Below are 21992 nucleotides of genomic sequence, written 5' to 3' on the forward strand. Positions count from 1 at the left end.
TAAGTTCGGACTCGAATTTATGGGGGCTAGACGAAGACGTTGTTGATCCAGTCGAGCTGGATCTGGGCGAGGATCGCGACGATCGCGTAGGAGATCACCGTGATCAGGGGCACCCAGGAGTAGAGCTTGCCGAAGAAGACACGCCCGGACTCCGGGATGGGGATGTTGCCCGATTTGAGGTTGTAGAGCGTCACGGCCCAGAAGGTCGGGATGGTGACCAGCCAGGTGACCATGCACCACGGGCAGAGCACGTTGAGCACGGTGATCGACTGCGTGATGAGGAAGATGACGAGGGCCATCGCGCCGATCACGCCGAGGTTGAAGAGCATCCAGAACCACTTGGCGAAGCGCGCCCCGGCGAGCACCCCGACGCCCACCGCGATGGTCGCGGTCCAGCCGATCAGGCCGAGCAGCGGGTTGGGGAAGCCGAACAGCGACCCCTGCCAGGAGTTGAGGTTCTTCGTGCACCCGACGAGCAGGCTGAAGTTGCACGACAGCTGCGCATCCGGGTTCTCGAGAAGGTGGAACTTGTCCATCGTGAGCATGAAAGCAGCCCAGAGGCCGATGGCCCCGGCGACGATCAGGAAGATGGCGAGTACGGTCGGGCGGCGCTCGGCTGTAGTGGTGGACACAGTCGGATTATGGCATGACCGATCGCGTGTCGACCTGAGAGGCAGCCGCGTTCCTGGTGCGGTCATGCGATAATCGTTGCAACTGGTTTCTGCGGCGTGTGCCGGAGAGACGCCAGCGAAGGCTTATGGGCGTTGCGACGCCCGAACGGCCGGCCGAGGTGGCCGACCGACAACGAACGTACAGAAACGAGATCGCCTGCGGACCGCGCCACGAGCCGACCGCACGCGTGAAGGATTGGCGGTCGCAGGCGCAACGCGTCTGCTGCCCTTATGAAAGTACCCGGCGCGCGGGAGACCGCGGCTGGTCGAGGAGTGCACCAGCGATGGTGGAAAACGAAAATACTGACAACACGCAGGACAACGGATCGGAAGCGGGGCCCAGGAAGCGATCGCGCCTCTTCGGTTCCAGGAAGAGCGCCAAGAAGAGCGCCTCCGCCGTGCCTGCGAACGATTCGCGTGAGGCCATTGCGTCCTCCGCGCCGACGGTGGCCGGGCATGCCTCGACCGCGCCCGCCGTCCAGGAGAGAACACCCATGGACGAGAAGATCCACGACAACCACGACGACATCATCGGCTCCGGCCCGTTCCCGGCCGGACAACCGGCGGTGACGACGGAGCAGACTCCGGATGCCGGCGCGGCCCAGCCCGCCGACGCGGGGACGGACAGCACGGACGCCGCAGGCTCAGCTCCTGCCGCTCCTGCCGCACCGGATGCTCCCGCCGCCGAGGCGGACACGGCGCTGCCCGGCCTCCCGCCGACGACACTGCTGTTCCAGGCCCCGGACATCCTGCCGCTGCCTCCGCTCCCGCACGACGAGTACGACGACGACGAGCCGAGCACGGTCCGCCGCCGTTCGCGCCGCCGCGCCGGCGAGGAGAACCGCTCTGGATCGAACGACCCGGCGAACACGGTCGTCAAGGTCCGCGCCCCGCGCGAGCCGGAGCTCATCACCGAGCCGCAGCGCATCAAGGGCTCGACCCGTCTCGAGGCCAAGAAGCAGCGCCGCCGCGACGGCCGGGACGCCGGCCGCCGCCGACCCGTCATCACCGAGGCCGAGTTCCTCGCCCGCCGTGAGTCCGTCGACCGCCAGATGATCGTGCGCGAGAAGGGCGGCCGCATCCAGATCGGCGTACTCGAAGACAAGGTGCTCGTCGAGCACTACGTCGCCAAGTCGCAGGAGGCGTCGCTGATCGGCAACGTCTACCTGGGTCGCGTGCAGAACGTGCTGCCCAGCATGGAGGCTGCGTTCGTCGACATCGGCCGCGGCCGCAATGCCGTGCTGTACTCCGGCGAGGTCGACTGGGATGCCGCGGAGACCGGCAACCAGCCGCGCCGCATCGAGCTGGCGCTCAAGCCGGGCGACCGCGTGCTCGTCCAGGTCACGAAGGACCCCGTCGGGCACAAGGGCGCCCGCCTGACCAGCCAGGTCTCGCTGCCCGGCCGCTACCTCGTCTACGTGCCGAACGGCTCGATGAACGGGATCAGCCGCAAGCTTCCGGACACCGAGCGTGCCCGTCTGAAGAAGATCCTCAAAGAGGTCCTGCCGGAGAACACCGGCGTCATCGTGCGCACCGCCGCCGAGGGCGCGACCGAGGAGCAGCTGACGCTCGACGTCACGCGCCTCACCGCGCAGTGGGCGGACATCAGCAGGCAGGTCGAGACCGTCGGGGCGCCCGCGCTGCTGCACAGTGAGCCCGACCTGCTGATCAAGATCGTCAGGGACGTCTTCAACGAGGACTTCCAGAAGCTGATCATCGCCGGTCAGGATGCGCAGAGCACCATCGAGAACTACCTCCGCCAGGTCGCCCCCGACCTCCTCGACCGCGTCGAGGCGTACACGGGCGAGCGGGATGCGTTCGACGAGTTCCGCATCACGGAGCAGATCGAGAAGGCGCTCGACCGCAAGGTCTGGCTGCCGTCCGGTGGGTCCCTGGTGATCGACCGCACAGAGGCGATGACGGTCGTCGACGTCAACACCGGCAAGTTCGTCGGCTCCGGCGGCAACCTGGAAGAGACCGTCACCAAGAACAACCTGGAAGCGGCCGAGGAGATCGTCCGCCAGCTGCGTCTGCGCGACATCGGCGGCATCATCGTCGTCGACTTCATCGACATGGTGCTCGAGTCCAACCGCGACCTCGTGCTCCGCCGCCTGATCGAGTGCCTGAGCCGCGACCGCACCAAGCACCAGGTGGCAGAGGTCACCTCGCTCGGCCTCGTGCAGATGACGAGGAAGAAGCTCGGCCTCGGCCTGCTCGAGACGTTCAGCGAGGCGTGCGAGGCCTGTGCGGGCCGCGGTGTCATCGTGCACCACGACCCGGTCGTCAAGCACCGCCAGACCCCGCAGCAGCAGCCGCAGAGCGAGCGCCGCCGCGGCCGTGGCGGCCAGCAGTCCGGTGGAAACGGCTCGTCGAACGGCAACGGCAACGGCAACGGATCGTCGAACGGAAACGGCAACGGCGGCTCGAACGGGAACGGCGGTGGCACCCCCACCGGCGTGACCCACGCCATCACCGACGACGCCAAGAACGCGCTGGCTCAGATCGCGGCGAGCACGCTGGCCCACCCGCACGACGAGCACCAGCCGGTGGATGCGCCTGCCGCCTCCGCGGAGTCCGCTCACGGCAAGCATGTCGCCGGCGAGCAGGAGCAGCAGCAGGATGCTCCGAAGAAGTCCCGCAGGAAGAGCGGCAAGCGCGACAGGGTCAAGGCGGCGGAGGCCGAGCAGGCTGCGACCGAGCAGCCAGCGACGCAGGAGAGCGCCCCGCAGGCCGAGGCGGCGCCGGTGCGCGAGCAGCAGCAGCGCGAGCCCCGCGAGCCGCAGGCGCCCGCTGAGCGCCCGGCAGCGTCCCGCGAGAGCGCGGACGCGTCCGTGCCCCTGATCGAGCTCCCTGAGCCCGCAGCGGCTCCTGTGACGCGTCGCACGCCCACCAAGGAGGCCGAGCTGCTGCTCGACTCCGTGCTGGACGCCCTTCCGCAGCCGAAGCAGCCCGGTCAGGGCCGCGGACGCAGCCGCAGGGTGAGCACGGCGGCGATCGTCGGTGGAGACACCGCGCCCCAGATCACGCGGGCAGAGATCATCCGGGCGGAGCAGGGCGAGTAGCCCACCGCATCCCGAACCGCGTGAAGGCGCGGGGTCAGTGCTTGCGCACTCGATCCCGCGCCTTCACTCGTAGTCCGCTGGCGCGCAGCCGGATGACCAGCTCCTTGCCGTCGACGGCGGTGGCTCCCGCGGCCACCAGCTCGTCGTAGCGCTTGTCCGGCACGTCGTAGTGGTCGAGGTCGAACGCGCGCCGCGCGATGTCGTTGGCGGCCGCGAACGCGTGCAGCTCGTCGAGGCTGGAATCGCTCACCAGGTGCGACCACAACATGCCGTGGGCGGGCCATGCCGGGGGATCGATCAGGACCGTCATACAATGATCATAGGAACCGACGCCGTCGATGGCGTCGATCGGCCCCGGAGCCCTCTCGTTGAATTGACGATAGAAGGGTCGTCGGGTAAAGTTGACCGTTGGTGTGTGTCGGGCGTATCCCGCTCGACCATCATGGTTTTCTGAGAGCCGCTCCGTCGCACTGCGACGAAGACGGACTCGCCAGTAACTTCCTGAAGAGTAAACAGACAGGACCAGGTCCGCGGCTCATCGAGCCGAGGGGAGCTGTTCCCCGAAGAAAAGGTACGTAAAAGTGGTTTACGCAGTTGTGCGCGCCGGAGGCCGGCAGGAAAAGGTCGAGGTCGGCACCATCGTGACGATGGACCGGATCAAGGCTGATAAGAACGGCAACGTCGAGCTGGCTGCTGTGCTGCTTGTCGACGGCGACAAGATCACCTCCGACGCCGGTTCGCTGGCGAAGGTCAAGGTCACCGCTGAGGTCCTCAACGACCTCCGTGGCCCGAAGATCGTGATCCAGAAGTTCAAGAACAAGACCGGCTACAAGAAGCGCCAGGGGCACCGTCAGGACCTCACGCGCGTCAAGATCACCGGCATCAAGTAGCCGATCGACCTCAGGCTTAGGAGAAGAAGCAGATGGCACACAAAAAGGGAGCGAGCTCCACTCGCAACGGTCGTGACTCGAACGCACAGCGCCTCGGCGTGAAGCGCTTCGGTGGCCAGGTCGTCGGAGCGGGCGAGATCATCGTCCGCCAGCGCGGCACCCACTTCCACCCCGGCGTGAACGTCGGACGTGGCGGCGACGACACCCTGTTCGCCCTCGCAGCCGGCTCGGTCGAGTTCGGCAACAAGGGCGGCCGCAAGGTCGTCAACATCGTGGCCGCCGAGGCGTAAAGCCCCGCACCACGCACCAGCATTCGAGGATGGGCGGGCTTCGGCCCGCCCTTTCTCCATTTACAGACTGAACAGTCAGGAAACGAGGGACCCCCATGGCAACGTTCGTGGATCACGTGACGTTGCACCTGCGCGCCGGCAACGGCGGCAACGGGTGCGTCTCCGTCCGACGGGAGAAGTTCAAGCCGCTGGCAGGACCGGACGGCGGCAACGGAGGCAACGGCGGCGACATCGTCCTCGTGGCCGACCCCCAGGTCACCACGCTGCTCGCCTACCACCGCGCGCCGCACCGCTCCTCGCAGAACGGCGGCTTCGGCATGGGAGACCACCGCAGCGGCCACCTCGGCGAAGAGCTCGAACTCCCCGTCCCCGTCGGCACCGTGGTCAAAGACCCGTCCGGCGTCGAACTGATCGACATGAACGAGCCGGGGATGCGCTACGTCGTCGCTCCCGGCGGCATCGGCGGGCTCGGCAACGCCGCCCTGTCGAACCCCAAGCGCAAGGCCCCCGGCTTCGCGCTGCTCGGCACGCCGGGTTGGGAGGGCGACGTCCTCCTCGAACTCAAGACCGTCGCCGACATCGCGCTCGTCGGCTACCCGTCGGCGGGCAAGTCGAGCCTGATCGCGGCGCTGTCGTCCGCGAAGCCGAAGATCGCCGACTACCCGTTCACCACGCTGCACCCCAACCTCGGTGTCGTGCAGGCGGGAGACACCCGTTTCACCGTCGCCGACGTGCCAGGGCTGATCGAGGGCGCGAGCGAGGGCAAGGGCCTCGGGCTCGAGTTCCTCCGCCACGTCGAGCGCTGCAGCGCCCTGCTGCACGTCCTCGACTGCGCGACGCTGGAGCCCGGCCGCGACCCGCTGAGCGACCTCGACGTGATCCTCGGCGAGCTCGGCGCGTATCCCGTGCCGGAGGGCCAGACCCCGCTGCTGGAGCGCCCGCAGCTCATCGCCCTGAACAAGATCGACGTGCCGGAGGGCCGCGAGCTGGCCGAGTTCGTCCGGCCCGACCTGGAAGCGCGCGGCTACCGCGTGTTCGAGATCTCGACCGTGAGCCACGAGGGCCTGCGTCAGCTGTCCTTCGCCCTGGCCGAGGTGGTCGAGCAGGCACGCGCGGATCAGGCGGCCGCCGAAGCCGAGCGCCCGCGCATCGTCATCCGCCCGCAGGCCGTGGACGACGGAGGGTTCGTCGTCAAGGTCGAGGGCGGCTCGGACGGCCCCGTCTACCGCATCCTGGGCGCCAAGCCGGAGCGCTGGGTCGCGCAGACCGACTTCTCGAACGACGAGGCCGTCGGCTTCCTGGCCGACCGGCTGGCGAAGCTCGGCGTCGAGGACCGGCTGTTCAAGGCGGGAGCCGTCTCCGGGTCCACCGTGGTCATCGGCAGGGACAACGGCGTGGTCTTCGACTGGGAGCCGACCCTCACCTCCACGGCCGAGCTCATCACGTCGCCCCGCGGAACGGATGTGCGCCTCGACGGCAACGCCCGCCCCACCCGCAACCAGCGTCGCGAGGACTACTTCGACAGAATGGATGCGAAGGCGGAGGCCCGAGCCGAGCTGCTGCGCGAGCGCGAGGCCGGCCTCTGGCAGGACGACGACTACGCGGACGATGTCGCAGACCTCGCCCCCGCAGAGGGCGAGCAGGGGCAGAACAGCCAGGGCGGCCAGAACAGGGAGACCGATTCGGAATGACCATCGACGACCGCAGCCAGGTCCCGACCGCGCGACGCGTCGTCGTCAAGGTGGGTTCGTCCTCCATCAGCGGGGAGAACGCCGGGCAGATCGGTCCGTTGGTCGATGCTCTCGCCGAAGCGCACGGGCGCGGCACCCAGGTGATCCTGGTGTCGTCCGGTGCGATCGCGACGGGCATCCCCTTTCTGGCGCTGCAGGAGCGCCCGACCGACCTGGCGACGCAGCAGGCCGCCGCCGCCGTCGGGCAGAACGTGCTCATCTACCGCTATCAGGACAGCCTCGACCGGTATGACATCGTCGCCGGCCAGGTGCTGCTGACCGCCGGTGACATGGAGACCCCGACGCACCGCATCAACGCCAAGCGGGCGATGGAGCGGCTGCTCGACCTGCGCATCCTGCCCATCGTCAACGAGAACGACACCGTGGCGACGCACGAGATCCGGTTCGGCGACAACGACCGGCTGGCCGCGCTCGTCGCCCTGCTGGTCGAGGCCGACCTGCTCGTGCTGCTGTCCGACGTGGATGCGCTCTACACCAAGCCGCCGCAGGAGCCGGGCGCGGAGCGGATCGACGTCGTCGAGTACGACGACGCCCTGGAGGGCGTCGAGATCGGGTCGACCGGGCTGTCCGGCGTCGGCACGGGCGGTGCTCTGACGAAGGTGTCCGCTGCGCGCCAGGCCGCGGAGAACGGCACCGCCGTCATCCTGACCGCCACGTCGAACGTCTCGCAGGCCCTCGGCGGCGAGGCGGTCGGCACCTGGTTCGCCCCAGCGCGGGATGCGGTCGCAGCGCCCTAAACTTGAGTCATGGTCGACACCATCACCGAATCGCTCTCGCTCGTCGAGAAGCTCGCAGCTGCCAAGCGGGCGTCGCGCGTGCTCGCCACGGCGAACACCGACGCCAAGAACGCCGCTCTCCGCGCGGTCGCGGCCGGTCTGCGGTCGCAGGCTCCGCGCATCCTGGAGGCGAACGAGCTCGACCTGGCCAACGGCCGTGAGAACGGGCTGTCGACCGGTCTGCTCGACCGGCTCACGCTGACCGAGACGCGTCTCGGCGCGCTGGCGGACGCGGTGCTGGAGGTCGTCGGCCTGACCGACCCCGTCGGCGAGGCCGTGCGGGGGAGCACGCTGCCGAACGGCGTGTCGATCACGCAGGTGCGCGTGCCATTCGGTGTGGTCGGCGCGATCTACGAGGCGCGCCCGAACGTCACGGTCGACATCGCGGCCCTCGCGCTGAAGAGCGGCAACGCCGCCGTGCTGCGCGGCGGAAGCGCGGCGATCAACACCAACCGCGTGCTCGTCGCGGTGATCCAGGATGCGTTCGCCTCCGTCGGGCTGCCGTCCGACGCCGTGCAGACCATCGACGAGTTCGGTCGCGACGGCGCCACCCAGCTGATGAAGGCGCGCGGCTACGTGGATGTGCTCATCCCGCGGGGGAGCGCCGACCTGATCCGCACGGTCGTCACCGAGTCGACGGTCCCCGTGATCGAGACCGGCGCGGGCGTCGTGCACATCGTGCTGGACGAGTCCGCCCGCGAGGACTGGGCTGTCGACATCGTGCGGAACGCCAAGGTGCAGCGGCCGAGCGTCTGCAACGCCGTCGAGACGTTGCTCGTGCTCCGCTCCGCCGCCGACCGGCTGCTGCCTCCCGTGCTCGGCGCACTCACCGCATCCGGGGTCACCATCCACGCGGACGAGCGCTCCATCGGCTACGCGGAGTCCGCCGTTCCCGTCACCGAGGAGGACTGGGCGACGGAGCACATGAGCCTCGACATCTCGGTGAAGGTCGTCGACGACCTGGGCGAGGCGATCGAGCACATCCGCACGTACTCGACCCAGCACACCGAGGCGATCATCACGAACGATCTCGCCAACGCGGAGCGCTTCCTGGCGGAGGTGGACTCCGCGGTGGTGATGGTGAACGCCTCCACCCGGTTCACCGACGGAGGCGAGTTCGGCTTTGGGGCGGAGGTCGGCATCTCCACCCAGAAACTGCACGCGCGCGGGCCGATGGGCCTGCCGGAGCTGACCAGCACCAAGTGGATCGTCCGCGGGTCAGGGCAGTTCAGGGCGTGACGCGCCACTAGACTGGTTCGCAGGCGTTCGCGCCACCGGAAAGGAAGAAACTCGATGACCCACCTGTCGCTGCTGCTGGCCGAGGCCGAAACGCACGTTGAACTCCCCATGCCGACATGGGCGTACGGCGCGATCGCGATCGTGATCTTCACCGTCCTCGGTTTCGTCATCTGGTCGTACCGCGACGTGGCGAACCGCCACAGCCACAAGGCGGGCCCCGGTGCCGCCTCCCACGCAGGAGCGCCTGGCGCCACGCACCACGGCGACGGCCACCCCACCCAGGGTCACTGACCACTGCCTGACGAATGCAGCTGACGGAGAAGCGTCGCACGCGCATCGGTGTGATGGGCGGCACGTTCGACCCCATCCACCACGGGCACCTGGTCGCGGCCAGCGAGGTCGCCCAGTCGTTCGATCTGGATGAGGTCATCTTCGTCCCGACCGGCCAGCCGTGGCAGAAGGGCGAAGTGACGCCGGGGGAGCACCGCTACCTGATGACGGTGATCGCGACGGCCTCCAACCCGCGCTTCACGGTCAGCCGCGTCGACATCGACCGCGAGGGTCCGACGTACACGATCGACACCCTGCGCGACCTGCACGAGTCACGGCCGGACGCCGAACTCTTCTTCATCACGGGGGCGGACGCCATTGCGCAGATCCTCAGCTGGCGGGATGTGCAGGAGCTCTGGGACCTCGCGCACTTCGTGGCTGTGAGTCGTCCGGGACATGACTTGAGTATTTCTGGATTGCCGACCCAGGACGTAAGCTTGTTGGAAGTTCCGGCCTTGGCGATCTCGTCAACCGACTGCCGGACCCGGGTGAGCAGGGGATTCCCGGTCTGGTACTTGGTGCCGGACGGGGTTGTTCAGTACATCTCCAAACACCATCTGTATCGGAGTGTGGCATGACTTTGTGGCAAGACCCGCCGCCACAGACACGGCGACAGGCGCGCGAGAACGAGCGTTCGGCGGAACAGCAGGCTGCCGGCCAGGCGTCCCGCCGTGCTGGCACGGCTCAGCCGACGCCTGGCGGCGAGATCCCGACCTTGACGACGCCGTACACGTTCTCGTCCGACCAGGCCGACCGCGACGCCCAGGGCGATGCAGGCACGGACGAGGCCGCCGAGCGGCCCGCGATCCCCGCCTCTGCCTTCGAGGAGCCGGGCGTCACGCCGCCGTCGCGCCCGAACCTGCCGACGTTCGGCAACGCCTTCGATCTTCCGGCCGCGCCCGCTGCGCCCGCTGCGTCCACCACTCAGGATGCACCGGAGTCGTCGACCATGTTCAAGCAGGCGAGTGACGTGTCCCAGCCGGAGCCGGTGACGGTTCCCGTCCCCGTCGTCAAGCCCGAGGCTTCAGCACCCGCACCCGCAACGCCAGCGTCGCAGGGCACCCCGCCCGCCACGCAAGCCACCCCCGAGCGTGCTCTGACGCGTCGCGAGTTGCGTGCGATGCTCCAGGCCCAGGAGGCCAACCAGCAGGCCGGGCAGCCGGATGCGGTCATCCCTGTCACGTTCACCCCGCCCGCCGACCCGGCACCCGCGCGTCCGGCCGCCGAGCCGGAGGTCGCGTCGTCGTCGCCGACCGCGTGGCCGTTCGCCCCGCTCGGGGCGTCGTCCGACAGCGCAGCAAGCGCCGCGTCGTCCGCTCCCGCCTCCTCGCCGGAGGGCACCGCTGCTCCGGCCGCTTCGGTCAGCGCATCCACTGCCGACTCGTCGTTGCTCGCACCGACGTCGGCGCCTGCCGAGAAGTCGTCCGGCTCCGATGCGGACGCACGCTCCGACGAGGCCGACAGCACGCTGGAACGCCAGCCCTTCACCCCGCCGACCGGTCACTGGTCGACGGCGGCCGAGCTGGATGACAAGAACCAGCCGTTCGACCAGATCATCTCGCGCAACGTCGGCCAGTCCGGCTCGGCGACCACCACGAACGCGCTCATCCTGCCCGTGCTGCCCACCGCAGACGCGACCGGTCCGCTCACCGCGACCGGCGAGATCCTCGTCACCGGCTCGATCGACCTGCCCCGCGGGCTCGGCGCAACGGGCGCCCACCCGGACAGGATCGATTCCTCCGACCTCGACCGCCTGCTCGACGGCGACGAGAACGAGTTCAACACATCCGAAGTCGCGCCGATCCGTGCATCCAGGGCCATCAGCTCGCACACGTCGACCCGCGGCGTCATCGCCCCGCCGAAGAAGCGCGGCGGCAAACTGCCCGTCGTGCTGATCGTCACCGCCGGCGTGCTCGCCGTCGGTGTCATCGGCCTCCTCATCTCCGCTTACGTCTTGAAGGTGTTCTGATCATCCTTTCCACCCTGTTCCACCCGGCCGCCCCCACGACGGAGGCCCGACCGTGACCGCGACAGAGCACGCCAAGCAGATCCTGCAGCTCGCAGCGAAGGCAGCAGACTCCAAGTCCGGGGAAGACCTGGTGGCGCTCGACGTCTCCGGCCCGCTGCCCCTCACCGACGCGTTCCTGCTGGTCAGCGGCCGTGTCGAGCGCAACGTCATCGCCATCGCGGGCGAGATCGAAGACCAGCTGAACGAGGCGGGCGTCAAAACCCTGCGCCGCGAAGGCAAGGCGGAGGGCCGCTGGGTCCTCCTCGACTTCGGCGACCTGGTCGTGCACGTCTTCCACGAGGAAGACCGCATGTACTATGCGCTCGAACGCCTTTGGAAAGACTGCCCGGTCATCCCGCTCGAACTGCCCGTGCACGAGGGCGCCGAGTAGCGCATCCCGGTTCGGCGTTCTTTGCGCAGTGTGTGAGAGTTCTCTCATGCTGCGCTGATTGACTGACGGCATGAGATGCCCGACAGACAACGCCACCCTCGTGATGAGCGAGCGCAGTGGAATCGAAATCGACTACTGCCCCGAATGCCGCGGAGTGTGGCTCGACCGCGGAGAGCTGGACAAGATCATCGACCGTGCGCAGCCGGTGGCGGGAGGTGGAGCGGGTGGCGGAGCGCAGCCGTATGGCCAGCAGCAGCAGTACGGGCAGCCCGCGCAGCAGGGGTACCAGCAGCCCGGCCACGCGCAGCAGCAGTACCCGTACAAGAAGAAGCGCGAGAACTGGCTCAGCGAACTCTTCGACTGACCGCGGCACGCCCGAGCGTCGCGCTGGTTTCTTCCAGACCTGGATCATGTAGTAGGCTAAACGAGTTGTTTCGGAGAGATCGGGAACAGCGTCTGGGTCTGTGGCGCAGCTGGTAGCGCACCTGCATGGCATGCAGGGGGTCAGGGGTTCGAGTCCCCTCAGATCCACCACCGAAGGGTCAGCCCCCGCGAGAAATCGCGGGGGCTGACCCTTTTTCGCGTCCGCCTTGACCTTCGGTCGTCGGGCCGAAGTGGTTGCCATTTCGGGATGTATGCGCATACACTGTCCGGAATCGATATCCCAGCACGATCACCTCGGGATGCTCCACACCGAAGGAAGCCAGCAATGAAGCGGACGACGATGCCCCCTCCCACCCTCTCCAGAGCGATCGGCGCGGGTGTCGCGCTGGTCACCTCCGCCCTCGTCGGTGGGGCGATCGCCGCGCCCGCGAGCGCCGCCCCACCCACCGCCAGCACCGTCGACACCACCGGCCCCGCCTCCACCGACGCCACCCCGTACACCGCGGAGCTCACCCGGTGGGCGGCGGACACCTGGCGGTCGATGGCCGCCATGACCGACCCCACCACCGGCCTCCCCGCCGACAACATCGGCGGCGACCTCAGCCCGGCCACCGCATCCGGTTTCACGTCGCCGACGAACATCGGCGGCTACCTGTGGTCGACGCTCGCGGTGCGCGACCTCGGCATCATCGGCGGGGCGGAGGCGCACGACAGGGTGGCGACCACCATCGGCACCCTCGAGACGCTCGAGCGGAACGCCGCGAGCGGCATGTTCTACAACTGGTACTCGCCGGCGGACGGGTCGAAGCTGACGACCTGGCCGGAGAACGGCACCGTGGTCAACCCGTTCCTCAGCACGGTCGACAACGGCTGGCTGGCCGCCGGGCTCCGGATGGTCGCCAACGCCGAGGCGGACAGCGATCCGGCCCTCAGCGCCCGGGCGCGCGCCCTCTACGACTCGATGGACTTCGGCGTCTTCTACGACAAGCAGGGCAAGCAGCCTGTGCTCCCCGCCGGCGCCAACCGCGGCGGCTTCTGGGAGACGCCGCCCGTGGGGGAGACAGGATGCGAGGCCCCCGCCTACAACGGCGCGCCCGTCACGCTCGTCTACGCCTGCCACCACTACGACACCACCGTCAGTGAGAGCCGCATCGCCACCTACCTGGGCATCGTGAACGGGCAGATCCCCGCATCCGGGATGTATGGCACGTTCCGCACCATGCCGGACGGCTGCGACTGGTCGTGGCAGGAGCAGCGGCCCACCGGGCAGAACCGGGTGTACGACGGGCTGACCGTGTACGAAGGGGCGTACTCGTACGACGGGATGTCGTTCGTGCCGAGCTGGGGCGGGAGCATGTTCGAGGCGCTGATGCCGTCGCTGCTGGTGCCGGAGGAGCAGTGGGGGCCGACCTCGTGGGGGCTCAACCACCCGATCACCGTCGCGGTGCAGGAGAAGCACGGAGAGGACGCCGGCTACGGATACTGGGGGTTCTCGCCGTCCAGCAACCCGGCGGGCGGCTACCGCGAGTACGGCGTCGACCTCGCCGGGATGAAGGCGGACGGCTACCTCTCCGACCAGGAGAACACCGACGTCGACCAGCCGTACCGCGACTGCCCGGACGCCGACCGCGGCCACAATCCGGACCCGTCCTTCGGCGACGGCGTCGTGACGCCGCACGCTTCGTTCCTCGCACTCGGCTACGACCCGGCCGCCGCGGTCGCCAACCTGCGCGGCATCGAGCACGACCTGCACGCGTACGGGCCCGGCGGGTTCTACGACGCGGTCGCAGTGAAGAGCGGGACGATCGCGAAGCGCTACCTGTCGCTCGACCAGTCGATGGTCCTCGCGGCCGTCGGCAACGCGGTCGACCACGGCGCGATGCGGCGCCACTTCGCCGACGACCAGGTGCGGGACGTGCTGCAGCCGCTGATGGCGGCACAGACGTTCTCCGCGGCGTGGGCGTCGGACGACGCGGTGACCGTGCCCGGCGACGGGGGAGCGGGCGGCGGAGGCGGAGCGGGCGAGCCCGGGCAGCCGGGGACGGGGACGGGGACGCAGCCAGTGGACGACCCCGGACCGTCAACGTCCGACCTCGCCGACGCGACCACCGCCGCACCCACGACGGCGCTCGCAGCGACAGGATCGCGCGCGGGCGACAGCGCGGCGTGGTGGGCAGCACTCGCCCTGATCACCGTCGGCGCGGGCGCCGCCGGTCTCCTCGCCCGAGCGAGCGGACGCCGCCGAGACGCGTGACACCGGATGCACGGGGCGGGGCCGGCGCGCCCACCCCGCCCCGCGCATCCACCGGCCGTCAGCCGATCGTCTTCTTCCAGCGGGCCGAGTACGCCAGCGGGCGGAAGCCGACGGCCTCGTTCACATCGAGCATGTGGCGGTTGTCTTCCGCGTTCATCGTCTCGACCGACCTGCTGGCCGGAAAGCGGTCGCCGAGCTCGCGCAGGTTGGTGAGCTTCAGCAGCATCCCGAGGCGGCGGCCGCGGTGGCCGGCGAGCACGAGGGTGTCCATCTGCTCCACCGGGCGGTCCGGTTCGGCGGGCACGTCGAGTTCGGTGTACCCGGCGGGCTCTCCCGTCTCCGCATCCACCACGATGGTAGTGATGATGGTGCGCGGGCTCGCCTCCCAGTGGTCGTCGACGGAGCGGACGCGCTCGGCGGTCCAGACGTCTTCGGACTGTTCGATCCCGGCGTTCGGGGTGTCGGTGCTCATCCTGGTGCGCATGAGGGCGAGCGCGTCGACCCAGGCGTCGGGCGTTCGGCCCTGCCAGGTGACCGTGCGATACCCGGCCGAAGCGGCCAGCGCCTCCCGCAGGCAGGAGGCCATGACGTCTGCCTCCATCGGGAGGGCAAGGCTGCTCAGCCGCCCGATCTGTTCCAGCGTGAAGCCGAACCGGAGCAGGAACCGGGTGGAGGCGAGGTCCAGCGGCATGGAGCCGAACCCGGTGGGCGCAGGAAGGCTGTCGCCGCCGATCCCGGCCGCGTAGTCCGTCTGGTTCTGGATGGTGCGGCGGCCGGCATCCACGGCCAGCTGTTCGAGCCGGGCGTAGATGGCCGCGCCGATGCCGTCGCCGCGGTAGCCGGGGAGCACCGCCACCGCCGCCCAGCACTCGGACGCACCGGCGGGGAGCACGAGAGTGCCGCGCCCCACCACCCTGCCGTCCACGTGGGCGACGAAGCCCCTGCTGCCGATGGACTCGTCCTTCCAGTTCGGGAGGAGCTCGGCGGCGGCGATCTCGGGGGCGGGCAGCGGCGAGGTGTCGCCGCGCAGCTCGGCGATGACCGCGCTGCGCACGGCGGCCAGGCCGATGAAGTCGGCGGCGTCCGGTGCGTCGATGGTGTCCGGCACTGTGACGGCGGAGATGGTGAAGGCCGGGGCGGGACGGGTGTGATCGTAACGTGACATGAGAAACCTTTGTTTGCAGGATCGGTCGACTCACCCACGGTCGTGGGGAGTAGGAAATCGCTGCTAACGGATCACGATGGATAGTGTCGCACGCCGCTCGGGCGCGGGACAAGGGGTTCTTGTGCTGCTCATCCCGATGCCGATTGAATGAGGGCATGAGCACCGTCGACCCGACCATCGCCCGACGCGAGCGAGCCGAGCGACGGCCGTCGAACGTGCGTGTGGTCGTCACGCTGATCCTGCTGCTGGTCGGAGGGCTGTCCGCCGGGTACGGCTGGGGCGGCTTCGGGACGATGATGGCGACCCAGCCGGAGGAGCCGCCCGTGCTCATCCTGATCGCCATCCCGCTCGGGATGATGCTCGCCATCGGGGCGTCGATCGCGTGGGCGGCGCTCGTGATGAAGCGGGGCGACCTCGGCATCATGTACGGGAACGCCGCCGTGCTGCTCGGCGCAGGGGCGGGCGTGATCGTGGTGTCTGCGGAGAGCGGCCCGGCGTTCGTCACGACCATCGGCTACGGGCTCATCGCCCTCGCGGTCGTCTGCCTGGTGCTCGGGATCGCGGCGGCCGGTGCGCGTGCGCGGCGCGAGAACGCGGACGAGGCGGCGATGCGGACGGGCACGCAGGTGACGGCGGTCGTCACAGACAAGGGATACACGATGTTCCGCGAGAGCGACCGGATCTTCACCACGGTCACGTTCGGCTTCACCGACCTGCAGGGCACGCAGCGCTGGGTGCAGCGGCCGATGCTGATCACGGCGGCGGACCCCATCCAGGACGGGCAGCAGACCCGGCTGTGGTTCGATCCCGCCAATCCGGGGAACGACAGGGCGATCGTGGTCGAGCTGGCGCACCGCTCGCCGCTGCGTGCGCGGACGCGCAGGGCCGGCGCGCAGGGCTGAGCGGCGTGAGGGGGCTTTCAGAACACCCAGTGAGCCTCCAAGGTCATCGCGAGGACTTGTAGCTAGGATTCCGTCATCCCTTCTTTCGCCCGACCCTCCGAAGGACCTTCGATGACCGACCTCCCGCGCCGGCACCAGCGCGCACAGGGGCCTACCGCCGTCCGGCACGGCCGTCTGCCCCGCCGCCGCGCCGTCGGCACGGTCATGCGCGTCCTCGCCGCCGCGGTCGCCGTGGTCGTGGTGAGCATCGGCTCTGTGGCGGCGTTCGCCGTCTGGGATGTCGCCCGCTCGGTGAAGACGGGCGTGGCGCTTCCGGCACTGCCCGGGCACACCAAGCAGGCGATCCCGAACGTCGGGGCGATCCAGGGCGGCGTGAATCTGCTCCTCACCGGCACGGACAGCCGCAGCAACCTGGGCGGCGTCTACGACTCGGCGGAGGAGCAGGACGCGAGCACCGGGGAAGGCAACAACGATGTGACGATGCTGCTGCACATCGCCCAGGACCATAAGAGCGCCATGGTGGTGAGCTTCCCCCGCGACCTGATGGTGGAGATCCCGGACTGCCCGGCCCCCAACGGCGGCGGCACCATCGACGGTTCCAGCAGCGCGATGTTCAACACGGCGCTGTCGCGCGGCGGGCTGGGCTGCGTGGTGCTGACCGTTGAGCAGCTGACCGGCATCGACATCCCGTTCGGCGCCGTGATCAACTTCAACGGCGTGAGTGCGATGTCGAACGCCATCGGCGGAGTGAGCGTCTGTCTCGCCACCCCGGTCACCGACGACTACACCACCCCGCCACTCGACCTTCCCGCCGGCGAGAACACCCTGGTCGGCGACATGGCGCTCTCGTTCCTCCGCAGCAGGCACGGGGTGGGAGACGGCAGCGACCTCGGCCGGATCAGCAACCAGCAGGTCTTCCTCTCCGCCCTGGCCAGAAAGGTCGTCTCCGGCGGCGTCCTCAGCAATCCGGTGCAGCTGTACGGGCTGGCGAAGGCGGCGGTCGACAACATCACCCCGTCCGACACGCTCACCAACCCGACGACGCTCGTCGAGATCGCGCTCGCCCTCAAAGACACCGGGCTCGACAACATGGTGTTCCTGCAGTACCCGGCGATCACCGATCCGGACGACGTGAATAGGGTGATCGTCGACGACAACGCCGCCTCCGCCATCAACACGGCCCTCGTCAACGACCAGCCGGTGAAACTCACCGGCAGCATCGGCCGTGCGGCGGAAGACCCGACGGCGCCGGGCACGCCCGAGCCGACCACCCCGACGACGCCCGACCCGACCGCACCGGATGCGTCGGCGCCAGCCACCCCCGGCGCGCCCGCGACCTCCGGTCCCGTCGAGCTGCCGAGCAGCATCACCGGGCAGACGGCGGCCCAGGCGACGTGTACGAAGGGGAACAACTAGGCGGGCCGCCCTCACGGCGACGGCGGAGACGCCAGGAAGTGCCAGCCGAGCCACCACCAGAACAGCAGGATGGTGAACCGGGCCGCGCGGTCGGCGAGCACCACATCCAGTAGGGCGGAGAACGGCGCCAGCCGCAGCGGGTCGCGGTGCGACCGCAGCACGAGCAGCGCCATGACGGCGCCGCACAGCAGGAAGCCCGCGATGGTGACCTCTCTCATCGCCGTCCTCTCCTGAGCAGGGCGTAACCGCCGGCGAGCCAGAGCACGACGAGCGCAGCGCGGGCGGGCGGCCAGGCGACGGCCGGGTCGACCAGGTCGGACAGTGCTGGGAACGCATTCTCGGCCGCGGGGGAGGAGCGGCCGAGGAAGAACGCGGCGATCTCCCACGCGCAGCCGGCGACGATCACCGCCGACCAGGCGATGGCGGCGCGGCGGATCGCGGCGCGCGCCTCCGGTGCCGCGTCCTGGCTCTGTGGCCTGCCGCCCGTATCCACTGCTCCGGATGCGCGGGGCCGGTCCGCCCACACCACCGGGAGCAGCAGCACCCCGAGGCCCACCACGAGTGCGGTGTCCGCGCCGCCGTAGAGCGGGGCGAACGCGAAGGTGAGCGCGGCGACGCCGATCAGGCTGAACGCGATCACCCGCCGGGACAGCGTCTGCCCGTCGGGCAGCGCGCGCACCGGGATGTGCAGCCAGCCCAGCGCGTCGAGTGCGATGAGCACGGCGCCGCCGAGGAAGATCCACGCATCCACCGGCGCGCCCCTGAGGAAGTGGAAGACGGCCGTGAGCACCAGCACGAGCAGCCAGGAGGCACGGGTGATGACCGCGATCCGGGTCGCTGCTGGCCCGGAGCGCGCGGAGACAGGGCGCGGCTCGTCGGACATTTCAGGGTCAGGCTACGCCCTGCGCGCACCCGCGGCACGCTGGGAGGTGTCTGCGGTTGCCATTACGGCTCGCTCCCCGTTTACTGAGAACATGACCACCGAGCGTATGTCTTCGTCGCAACTCCGGGTGCTCGTCATCGCGATCCTCGCCAGTTTCGTCGCCTTCCTCGACGGTGCGGTGATCAACGTGGCGCTGCCCGCCATCGACAAGGAGCTGGGCGGCGGGCTGCCGCTGCAGCAGTGGGTGGTCGACGGCTACCTCGTGACGCTCGGGTCGCTCATCCTGATCGCCGGGTCGCTGTCGGACGTGTTCGGCCGCAAGCGCGTGCTGTACGCGGGCCTGATCGGTTTCGGCGTGACATCACTGCTCTGCGCGTTCGCGCCGTCAGGCGTGTTCCTGGTGATCGCGCGAGCCCTGCAGGGTGTCTCCGGCGCGCTCCTCGTCCCGAGCTCCCTCGCGCTCATCATCTCGACGTTCTCCGGCGCGGCGCAGGCGAAGGCGATCGGCCGCTGGACGGCCTGGACGGGCGTTGCCATGATCGCGGGCCCCGTGCTCGGCGGCGTGTTCGTCGACACGCTCTCCTGGCGCTGGGTGTTCGTGATCAACGTCATCCCCATCGGCATCACGCTTGCCATGATGATCGGGCTGAAGCAGGACCACGGGACGGGCGGCCGCGTCGACATCCTGGGCGCCGTGCTCGGCTCCCTCGGCCTGGCGGGAACCGTGTTCGCGCTGATCGAGCAGGGCGTGTACGGCTGGGGAAGCCCGCGCGTCTTCCTCCCGCTCATCGTCGGCATCCTGTCGCTCGCGGCGTTCTTCTTCTGGCAGACCAGGGCCAAGCAGCCGATGCTGCCGCTCGGGCTGTTCCGGGTGCACAACTTCTGGGTCGGCAACATCGCGACGGCGCTGGTCTACGGTGCGCTCGCCTTCGCGCCGCTGACCGTCACGCTCTATCTGCAGCAGGTCGCCGGGTTCGGGGCGACGGAGGCCGGGTTCGTGTTCATCCCGTCGACGCTGTGCATGCTGCTGCTGTCCGGGGTGTTCGGCGGTCTCGCGGGCAAGTACGGTCCGCGGCTGTTCATGGCCATCGGGCCGGTGATCGCCGGCTGCGGGTTCCTCTGGCTGCTGATGATGGGGGAGGACGTCAACTTCTGGACCAACCTCCTGCCCGCCGTCCTGCTCTTCGGCGTCGGCCTCTCGATCACGGTCGCCCCGCTCACCAGCGCGATCCTCGGCGCCATCCATCCGGCCCAGGCGGGCATCGGCTCCGCGGTGAACAACGCCGTCTCGCGCATCGCCGGCCTGGTGACGGTGGCCATGATCGGCCTCATCGTGGGAGGCACGCTCGACCGGGCGGGCCTCGACAGGGCGATGATCGTCGCCGCCGGGCTGATGCTGGTCGGCGGCATCGTCTCGGCCGTCGGCATCCGCAACCACGAGCCGGCCGCGGAGAAGGTTCAGACCGCGGTCGACTGACCGGCGAAGGCGAGCATCACCACGTCGACCACGGCGCAGCCCATGATGAGCTGCATGAGCAGCCGCGTCGGCGAGCGGCGCAGCAGCAGGACGACCCCGGTCACCGCGATGACCACGCCGATGGCCAGCCCGATCAGCAACGGGATGCGCGGAGGCCAGCCGGGCCCGAACGCGATCAGCACGCTGGCCGCGGCGAGGCAGGCGAAGGCGAGCAGCCCGCTCGGCACGGCCCCCATCCGGTGCGGCAGGCCCCGGATGCCCGTGCGGTCGTCGTCGGCGAGGTCCGGCAGGACATTGGTGACGTGCGCGGCGACACCGAGCAGTGCGCCGGCGGCGACCACCCAGGCGGCCGCGAGTCGCGGCGGCTCGAGTCCGAGGGTGACGATCGCGGGCAGGATGCCGAAGCTCACCGCGAACGGCAGAAACGACACGGCCGTGGCCTTGAGGCCGAGGTTGTACGCCCAGCCGCCCGCGATGGCGACCACGTGTGCGACGGCGGCGAACGGGCCGAGCACGAGGGTGACCAGGACGGCAGCGACCAGGGCTACGAAGGCCGCCGTGCGCACGGTGCCGACGCCGATCGCGCCGCGGGCGGCCGGCTTGTCCGCCCGCTCGACCTGCGCATCCCGTGCTGCGTCGAGCCAGTCGTTCGACCAGCCGATGGACAACTGGCCGAGCAGGATCGCGAGCGCCAGCACCGCCAGGCGGCCGGGCGGATAGCCCAGACTCGCGCCAAGCACGGTCGCGACGGCGGTGACCACCACGGTCGGACCCCGGTGGCTGGCGAGCAGCAGCGCCGTGACCTTGTTCGCCGCCGTCGCATTCGTCATGGCCGCCATGCTAGGCCGTCCGGAGGGCTTGCAAAAGACTTGCGCTGTCTTGCAAGGAATTGCGTATGCTGAGCGCATGTCGAAACGTCTCGCCGAGGTCGCTCGCAAGGTCGGGGTCAGTGAAGCGACGGTCAGCCGCGTCCTGAACGAGAAACCAGGGGTGTCCGAGGCGACGAGACAGGCGGTTCTCACGGCACTGGATGTGCTGGGGTACGAACGCCCGACCAAGCTGCGCGGAGAGCGTGCCCGGCTGGTGGGGCTCGTGCTCCCCGAGCTGCAGAACCCGATCTTCCCCGCCTTCGCGGAGGTGATCGGCGGCGCTCTCGCGCAGAACGGATACACGCCGGTGCTCTGCACCCAGACGGCCGGAGGCATCTCCGAGGCGGACTACGTGGAGCTGCTGCTGCAGCAGCAGGTGTCCGGCGTGGTCTTCGTCGGCGGGGCGTACGCGCAGCAGGATGCGTCGCACGAGCACTACGCCAGGCTCACCGACCTCAACCTTCCGACGGTGCTGGTCAACGCGCCGGTCGACGACCTCCCGTTCGCCACTGTGTCCTGCGACGACACAGTCGCGACGGCGCAGGCGCTCGGGCATCTCCGCTCGCTCGGGCACGAGCGCATCGGGCTACTGCTCGGGCCGCGCGATCACGTGCCGTCACAGCGGAAGCTCGCCGCCGCCCGGCGGATCGTGGCGGGCTGGGGAGCCGAGCTCGACGATGATCTGATCGTGCACTCGCTCTACTCGCTGGAGGCCGGTCAGGCCGGGGCGGCGCGGCTGCTCAAGGCCGGGGTGACGGCGATCGTCTGCGCCAGCGACCCGATGGCGCTCGGCGCGATCAGGGCCGTGCGGCGCGCCGGACTCTCCGTGCCGGCAGACGTGTCGATCGTCGGCTACGACGACTCGGCGCTGATGAACTGCACGGAGCCGCCGCTGACCACGGTCCGGCAGCCGATCGAGCCGATGGGGCGCACCGTGATCGAGCTGCTGCTGCGGCAGATCTCCAGCGACTCCGCCATCTCGGACGAGCTGTTCTTCGAACCGGAACTGGTTGTCCGAGGGTCGACGGGACCGGCTCAGCACGCGTAATTGTTATGCAATTCAGTGCAAATGTGCGCAAACAAATTACTCAGTGTCGCGTTCTTGCAGCGAACTGTCATTAACGCTACATTCGGCTCCACGACGACGGAGCCGGCAGTTCGGACACGTCATCGCGACGACCGAACCGCCGACCTGAGCGGCGCGGACGCGCCACGGATGGTCGGCGCGCACCGC

The 21992-nt window shown here is 69.4% G+C and carries 22 protein-coding genes and 1 tRNA gene; 17 read left to right on the forward strand and 6 right to left on the reverse strand.

What is annotated here, in order from left to right; genetic code table 11:
• Positions 1–26: 26 nt before the first annotated feature.
• Positions 27–632: a vitamin K epoxide reductase family protein gene (locus HF024_RS09170; RefSeq protein WP_247597385.1), complete on the reverse strand. Its 606-nt coding sequence runs from the start codon at positions 630–632 to the stop codon at positions 27–29.
• Between the two features lie 323 nt (positions 633–955).
• Here HF024_RS09170 and HF024_RS09175 point away from each other — a divergent pair, with 323 nt between their 5' ends.
• Positions 956–3733 (forward strand): Rne/Rng family ribonuclease, encoded by a 2778-nt coding sequence (locus HF024_RS09175; protein WP_168689353.1) that lies wholly within the window; start codon positions 956–958, stop codon positions 3731–3733.
• Between the two features lie 34 nt (positions 3734–3767).
• On the opposite strand, the gene HF024_RS09180 is transcribed toward HF024_RS09175, so the two are convergent.
• A complete protein-coding gene (locus HF024_RS09180; RefSeq protein ID WP_085368458.1) occupies positions 3768–4043 on the reverse strand; it encodes a DUF4031 domain-containing protein in 276 nt (91 codons plus the stop codon).
• A gap of 271 nt (positions 4044–4314) precedes the next feature.
• Here HF024_RS09180 and rplU point away from each other — a divergent pair, with 271 nt between their 5' ends.
• From rplU to HF024_RS09240, 12 genes are all read left to right on the forward strand, one after another.
• A complete protein-coding gene (rplU, locus tag HF024_RS09185) occupies positions 4315–4623 on the forward strand; it encodes a 50S ribosomal protein L21 (protein ID WP_055893478.1) in 309 nt (102 codons plus the stop codon).
• 32 nt (positions 4624–4655) lie between these two features.
• A complete protein-coding gene (gene rpmA, locus HF024_RS09190; protein WP_055893481.1) occupies positions 4656–4913 on the forward strand; it encodes a 50S ribosomal protein L27 in 258 nt (85 codons plus the stop codon).
• 95 nt (positions 4914–5008) lie between these two features.
• Positions 5009–6604: a GTPase ObgE gene (obgE, locus tag HF024_RS09195; protein WP_168689354.1), complete on the forward strand. Its 1596-nt coding sequence runs from the start codon at positions 5009–5011 to the stop codon at positions 6602–6604.
• The gene (proB, locus tag HF024_RS09200) at positions 6601–7401 is read left to right on the forward strand and encodes a glutamate 5-kinase (protein ID WP_168689355.1); all 801 of its coding nucleotides are present in this window, start codon (positions 6601–6603) and stop codon (positions 7399–7401) included. The genes obgE and proB overlap by 4 nt, the downstream gene beginning before the upstream one ends.
• A 9-nt stretch (positions 7402–7410) precedes the next feature.
• On the forward strand, positions 7411–8679 hold the full coding sequence (locus HF024_RS09205) for a glutamate-5-semialdehyde dehydrogenase (protein ID WP_168689356.1): 1269 nt from the start codon (positions 7411–7413) through the stop codon (positions 8677–8679).
• Between the two features lie 54 nt (positions 8680–8733).
• Positions 8734–8970: a hypothetical protein gene (locus HF024_RS09210; protein ID WP_085368454.1), complete on the forward strand. Its 237-nt coding sequence runs from the start codon at positions 8734–8736 to the stop codon at positions 8968–8970.
• A gap of 14 nt (positions 8971–8984) precedes the next feature.
• A complete protein-coding gene (gene nadD / locus HF024_RS09215) occupies positions 8985–9587 on the forward strand; it encodes a nicotinate-nucleotide adenylyltransferase (RefSeq protein WP_085368453.1) in 603 nt (200 codons plus the stop codon).
• On the forward strand, positions 9584–10978 hold the full coding sequence (locus HF024_RS09220) for a hypothetical protein (RefSeq protein ID WP_168689357.1): 1395 nt from the start codon (positions 9584–9586) through the stop codon (positions 10976–10978). The genes nadD and HF024_RS09220 overlap by 4 nt, the downstream gene beginning before the upstream one ends.
• A gap of 52 nt (positions 10979–11030) precedes the next feature.
• A complete protein-coding gene (rsfS, locus tag HF024_RS09225) occupies positions 11031–11408 on the forward strand; it encodes a ribosome silencing factor (RefSeq protein ID WP_085368451.1) in 378 nt (125 codons plus the stop codon).
• 70 nt (positions 11409–11478) lie between these two features.
• The gene (locus HF024_RS09230) at positions 11479–11772 is read left to right on the forward strand and encodes a zf-TFIIB domain-containing protein (RefSeq protein ID WP_168689358.1); all 294 of its coding nucleotides are present in this window, start codon (positions 11479–11481) and stop codon (positions 11770–11772) included.
• Positions 11773–11866: 94 nt separating this feature from the next.
• Positions 11867–11942: transfer RNA gene (locus tag HF024_RS09235), tRNA-Ala, on the forward strand.
• A 175-nt stretch (positions 11943–12117) separates the two neighbouring features.
• A complete protein-coding gene (locus HF024_RS09240; RefSeq protein ID WP_168689359.1) occupies positions 12118–14046 on the forward strand; it encodes a glucoamylase family protein in 1929 nt (642 codons plus the stop codon).
• A 58-nt stretch (positions 14047–14104) separates the two neighbouring features.
• On the opposite strand, the gene HF024_RS09245 is transcribed toward HF024_RS09240, so the two are convergent.
• A complete protein-coding gene (locus HF024_RS09245) occupies positions 14105–15211 on the reverse strand; it encodes a GNAT family N-acetyltransferase (protein WP_168689360.1) in 1107 nt (368 codons plus the stop codon).
• Between the two features lie 155 nt (positions 15212–15366).
• On the opposite strand from HF024_RS09245, the gene HF024_RS09250 reads away from it, so the two are divergent.
• The gene (locus tag HF024_RS09250; protein ID WP_168689361.1) at positions 15367–16113 is read left to right on the forward strand and encodes a DUF3592 domain-containing protein; all 747 of its coding nucleotides are present in this window, start codon (positions 15367–15369) and stop codon (positions 16111–16113) included.
• Positions 16114–16224: 111 nt separating this feature from the next.
• Positions 16225–17529 carry an LCP family protein gene (locus HF024_RS09255; RefSeq protein WP_168689362.1) on the forward strand — a complete coding sequence of 435 codons (1305 nt, stop codon included), beginning with the start codon at positions 16225–16227 and terminating at the stop codon, positions 17527–17529.
• A gap of 11 nt (positions 17530–17540) precedes the next feature.
• Here the strand turns inward: HF024_RS09255 and HF024_RS09260 are convergent, their stop codons facing one another.
• Both HF024_RS09260 and HF024_RS09265 read right to left on the reverse strand, forming a co-directional pair.
• On the reverse strand, positions 17541–17747 hold the full coding sequence (locus HF024_RS09260; RefSeq protein ID WP_168689363.1) for a DUF6186 family protein: 207 nt from the start codon (positions 17745–17747) through the stop codon (positions 17541–17543).
• Positions 17744–18412 carry a hypothetical protein gene (locus HF024_RS09265; RefSeq protein WP_168689364.1) on the reverse strand — a complete coding sequence of 223 codons (669 nt, stop codon included), beginning with the start codon at positions 18410–18412 and terminating at the stop codon, positions 17744–17746. Before HF024_RS09265 ends, HF024_RS09260 begins: the two co-directional genes overlap by 4 nt.
• Before the next feature lie 91 nt (positions 18413–18503).
• On the opposite strand from HF024_RS09265, the gene HF024_RS09270 reads away from it, so the two are divergent.
• Positions 18504–19889, forward strand: coding sequence for an MFS transporter (locus HF024_RS09270; protein ID WP_143465622.1), 1386 nt, complete (start codon positions 18504–18506; stop codon positions 19887–19889).
• Here the strand turns inward: HF024_RS09270 and HF024_RS09275 are convergent.
• The gene (locus HF024_RS09275) at positions 19871–20719 is read right to left on the reverse strand and encodes a UbiA family prenyltransferase (RefSeq protein WP_168689365.1); all 849 of its coding nucleotides are present in this window, start codon (positions 20717–20719) and stop codon (positions 19871–19873) included. The genes HF024_RS09270 and HF024_RS09275 overlap by 19 nt on opposite strands.
• 76 nt (positions 20720–20795) lie before the next feature.
• Here HF024_RS09275 and HF024_RS09280 point away from each other — a divergent pair, with 76 nt between their 5' ends.
• Entirely contained in the window at positions 20796–21806 is a 1011-nt protein-coding gene (locus HF024_RS09280) for a LacI family DNA-binding transcriptional regulator (protein WP_168689366.1), read from the forward strand.
• The last annotated feature ends 186 nt before the right edge of the window (positions 21807–21992 follow it).

The sequence above is a fragment of the Leifsonia sp. PS1209 genome, assembly GCF_012317045.1.
In the GTDB taxonomy this organism is placed as follows: Bacteria; Actinomycetota; Actinomycetes; order Actinomycetales; family Microbacteriaceae; genus Leifsonia.

Excerpts from the sequence above, each read along its gene's own strand:
- HF024_RS09210 (WP_085368454.1), top strand. The coding sequence starts at position 8,734 with ATGACCCACCTGTCGCTGCTGCTGGCCGAGGCCGAAACGCACGTTGAA.
- HF024_RS09240 (WP_168689359.1), top strand. The coding sequence starts at position 12,118 with ATGAAGCGGACGACGATGCCCCCTCCCACCCTCTCCAGAGCGATCGGC.
- HF024_RS09230 (WP_168689358.1), top strand. The coding sequence starts at position 11,479 with ATGAGATGCCCGACAGACAACGCCACCCTCGTGATGAGCGAGCGCAGT.
- nadD (WP_085368453.1), top strand. The coding sequence starts at position 8,985 with ATGCAGCTGACGGAGAAGCGTCGCACGCGCATCGGTGTGATGGGCGGC.
- HF024_RS09265 (WP_168689364.1), bottom strand. The coding sequence starts at position 18,412 with ATGTCCGACGAGCCGCGCCCTGTCTCCGCGCGCTCCGGGCCAGCAGCG.
- HF024_RS09250 (WP_168689361.1), top strand. The coding sequence starts at position 15,367 with ATGAGCACCGTCGACCCGACCATCGCCCGACGCGAGCGAGCCGAGCGA.
- HF024_RS09275 (WP_168689365.1), bottom strand. The coding sequence starts at position 20,719 with ATGACGAATGCGACGGCGGCGAACAAGGTCACGGCGCTGCTGCTCGCC.
- HF024_RS09270 (WP_143465622.1), top strand. The coding sequence starts at position 18,504 with ATGACCACCGAGCGTATGTCTTCGTCGCAACTCCGGGTGCTCGTCATC.
- HF024_RS09175 (WP_168689353.1), top strand. The coding sequence starts at position 956 with ATGGTGGAAAACGAAAATACTGACAACACGCAGGACAACGGATCGGAA.
- HF024_RS09245 (WP_168689360.1), bottom strand. The coding sequence starts at position 15,211 with ATGTCACGTTACGATCACACCCGTCCCGCCCCGGCCTTCACCATCTCC.
- HF024_RS09255 (WP_168689362.1), top strand. The coding sequence starts at position 16,225 with ATGACCGACCTCCCGCGCCGGCACCAGCGCGCACAGGGGCCTACCGCC.
- HF024_RS09220 (WP_168689357.1), top strand. The coding sequence starts at position 9,584 with ATGACTTTGTGGCAAGACCCGCCGCCACAGACACGGCGACAGGCGCGC.
- HF024_RS09205 (WP_168689356.1), top strand. The coding sequence starts at position 7,411 with ATGGTCGACACCATCACCGAATCGCTCTCGCTCGTCGAGAAGCTCGCA.
- rpmA (WP_055893481.1), top strand. The coding sequence starts at position 4,656 with ATGGCACACAAAAAGGGAGCGAGCTCCACTCGCAACGGTCGTGACTCG.
- HF024_RS09180 (WP_085368458.1), bottom strand. The coding sequence starts at position 4,043 with ATGACGGTCCTGATCGATCCCCCGGCATGGCCCGCCCACGGCATGTTG.
- obgE (WP_168689354.1), top strand. The coding sequence starts at position 5,009 with ATGGCAACGTTCGTGGATCACGTGACGTTGCACCTGCGCGCCGGCAAC.
- proB (WP_168689355.1), top strand. The coding sequence starts at position 6,601 with ATGACCATCGACGACCGCAGCCAGGTCCCGACCGCGCGACGCGTCGTC.
- HF024_RS09260 (WP_168689363.1), bottom strand. The coding sequence starts at position 17,747 with ATGAGAGAGGTCACCATCGCGGGCTTCCTGCTGTGCGGCGCCGTCATG.
- HF024_RS09280 (WP_168689366.1), top strand. The coding sequence starts at position 20,796 with ATGTCGAAACGTCTCGCCGAGGTCGCTCGCAAGGTCGGGGTCAGTGAA.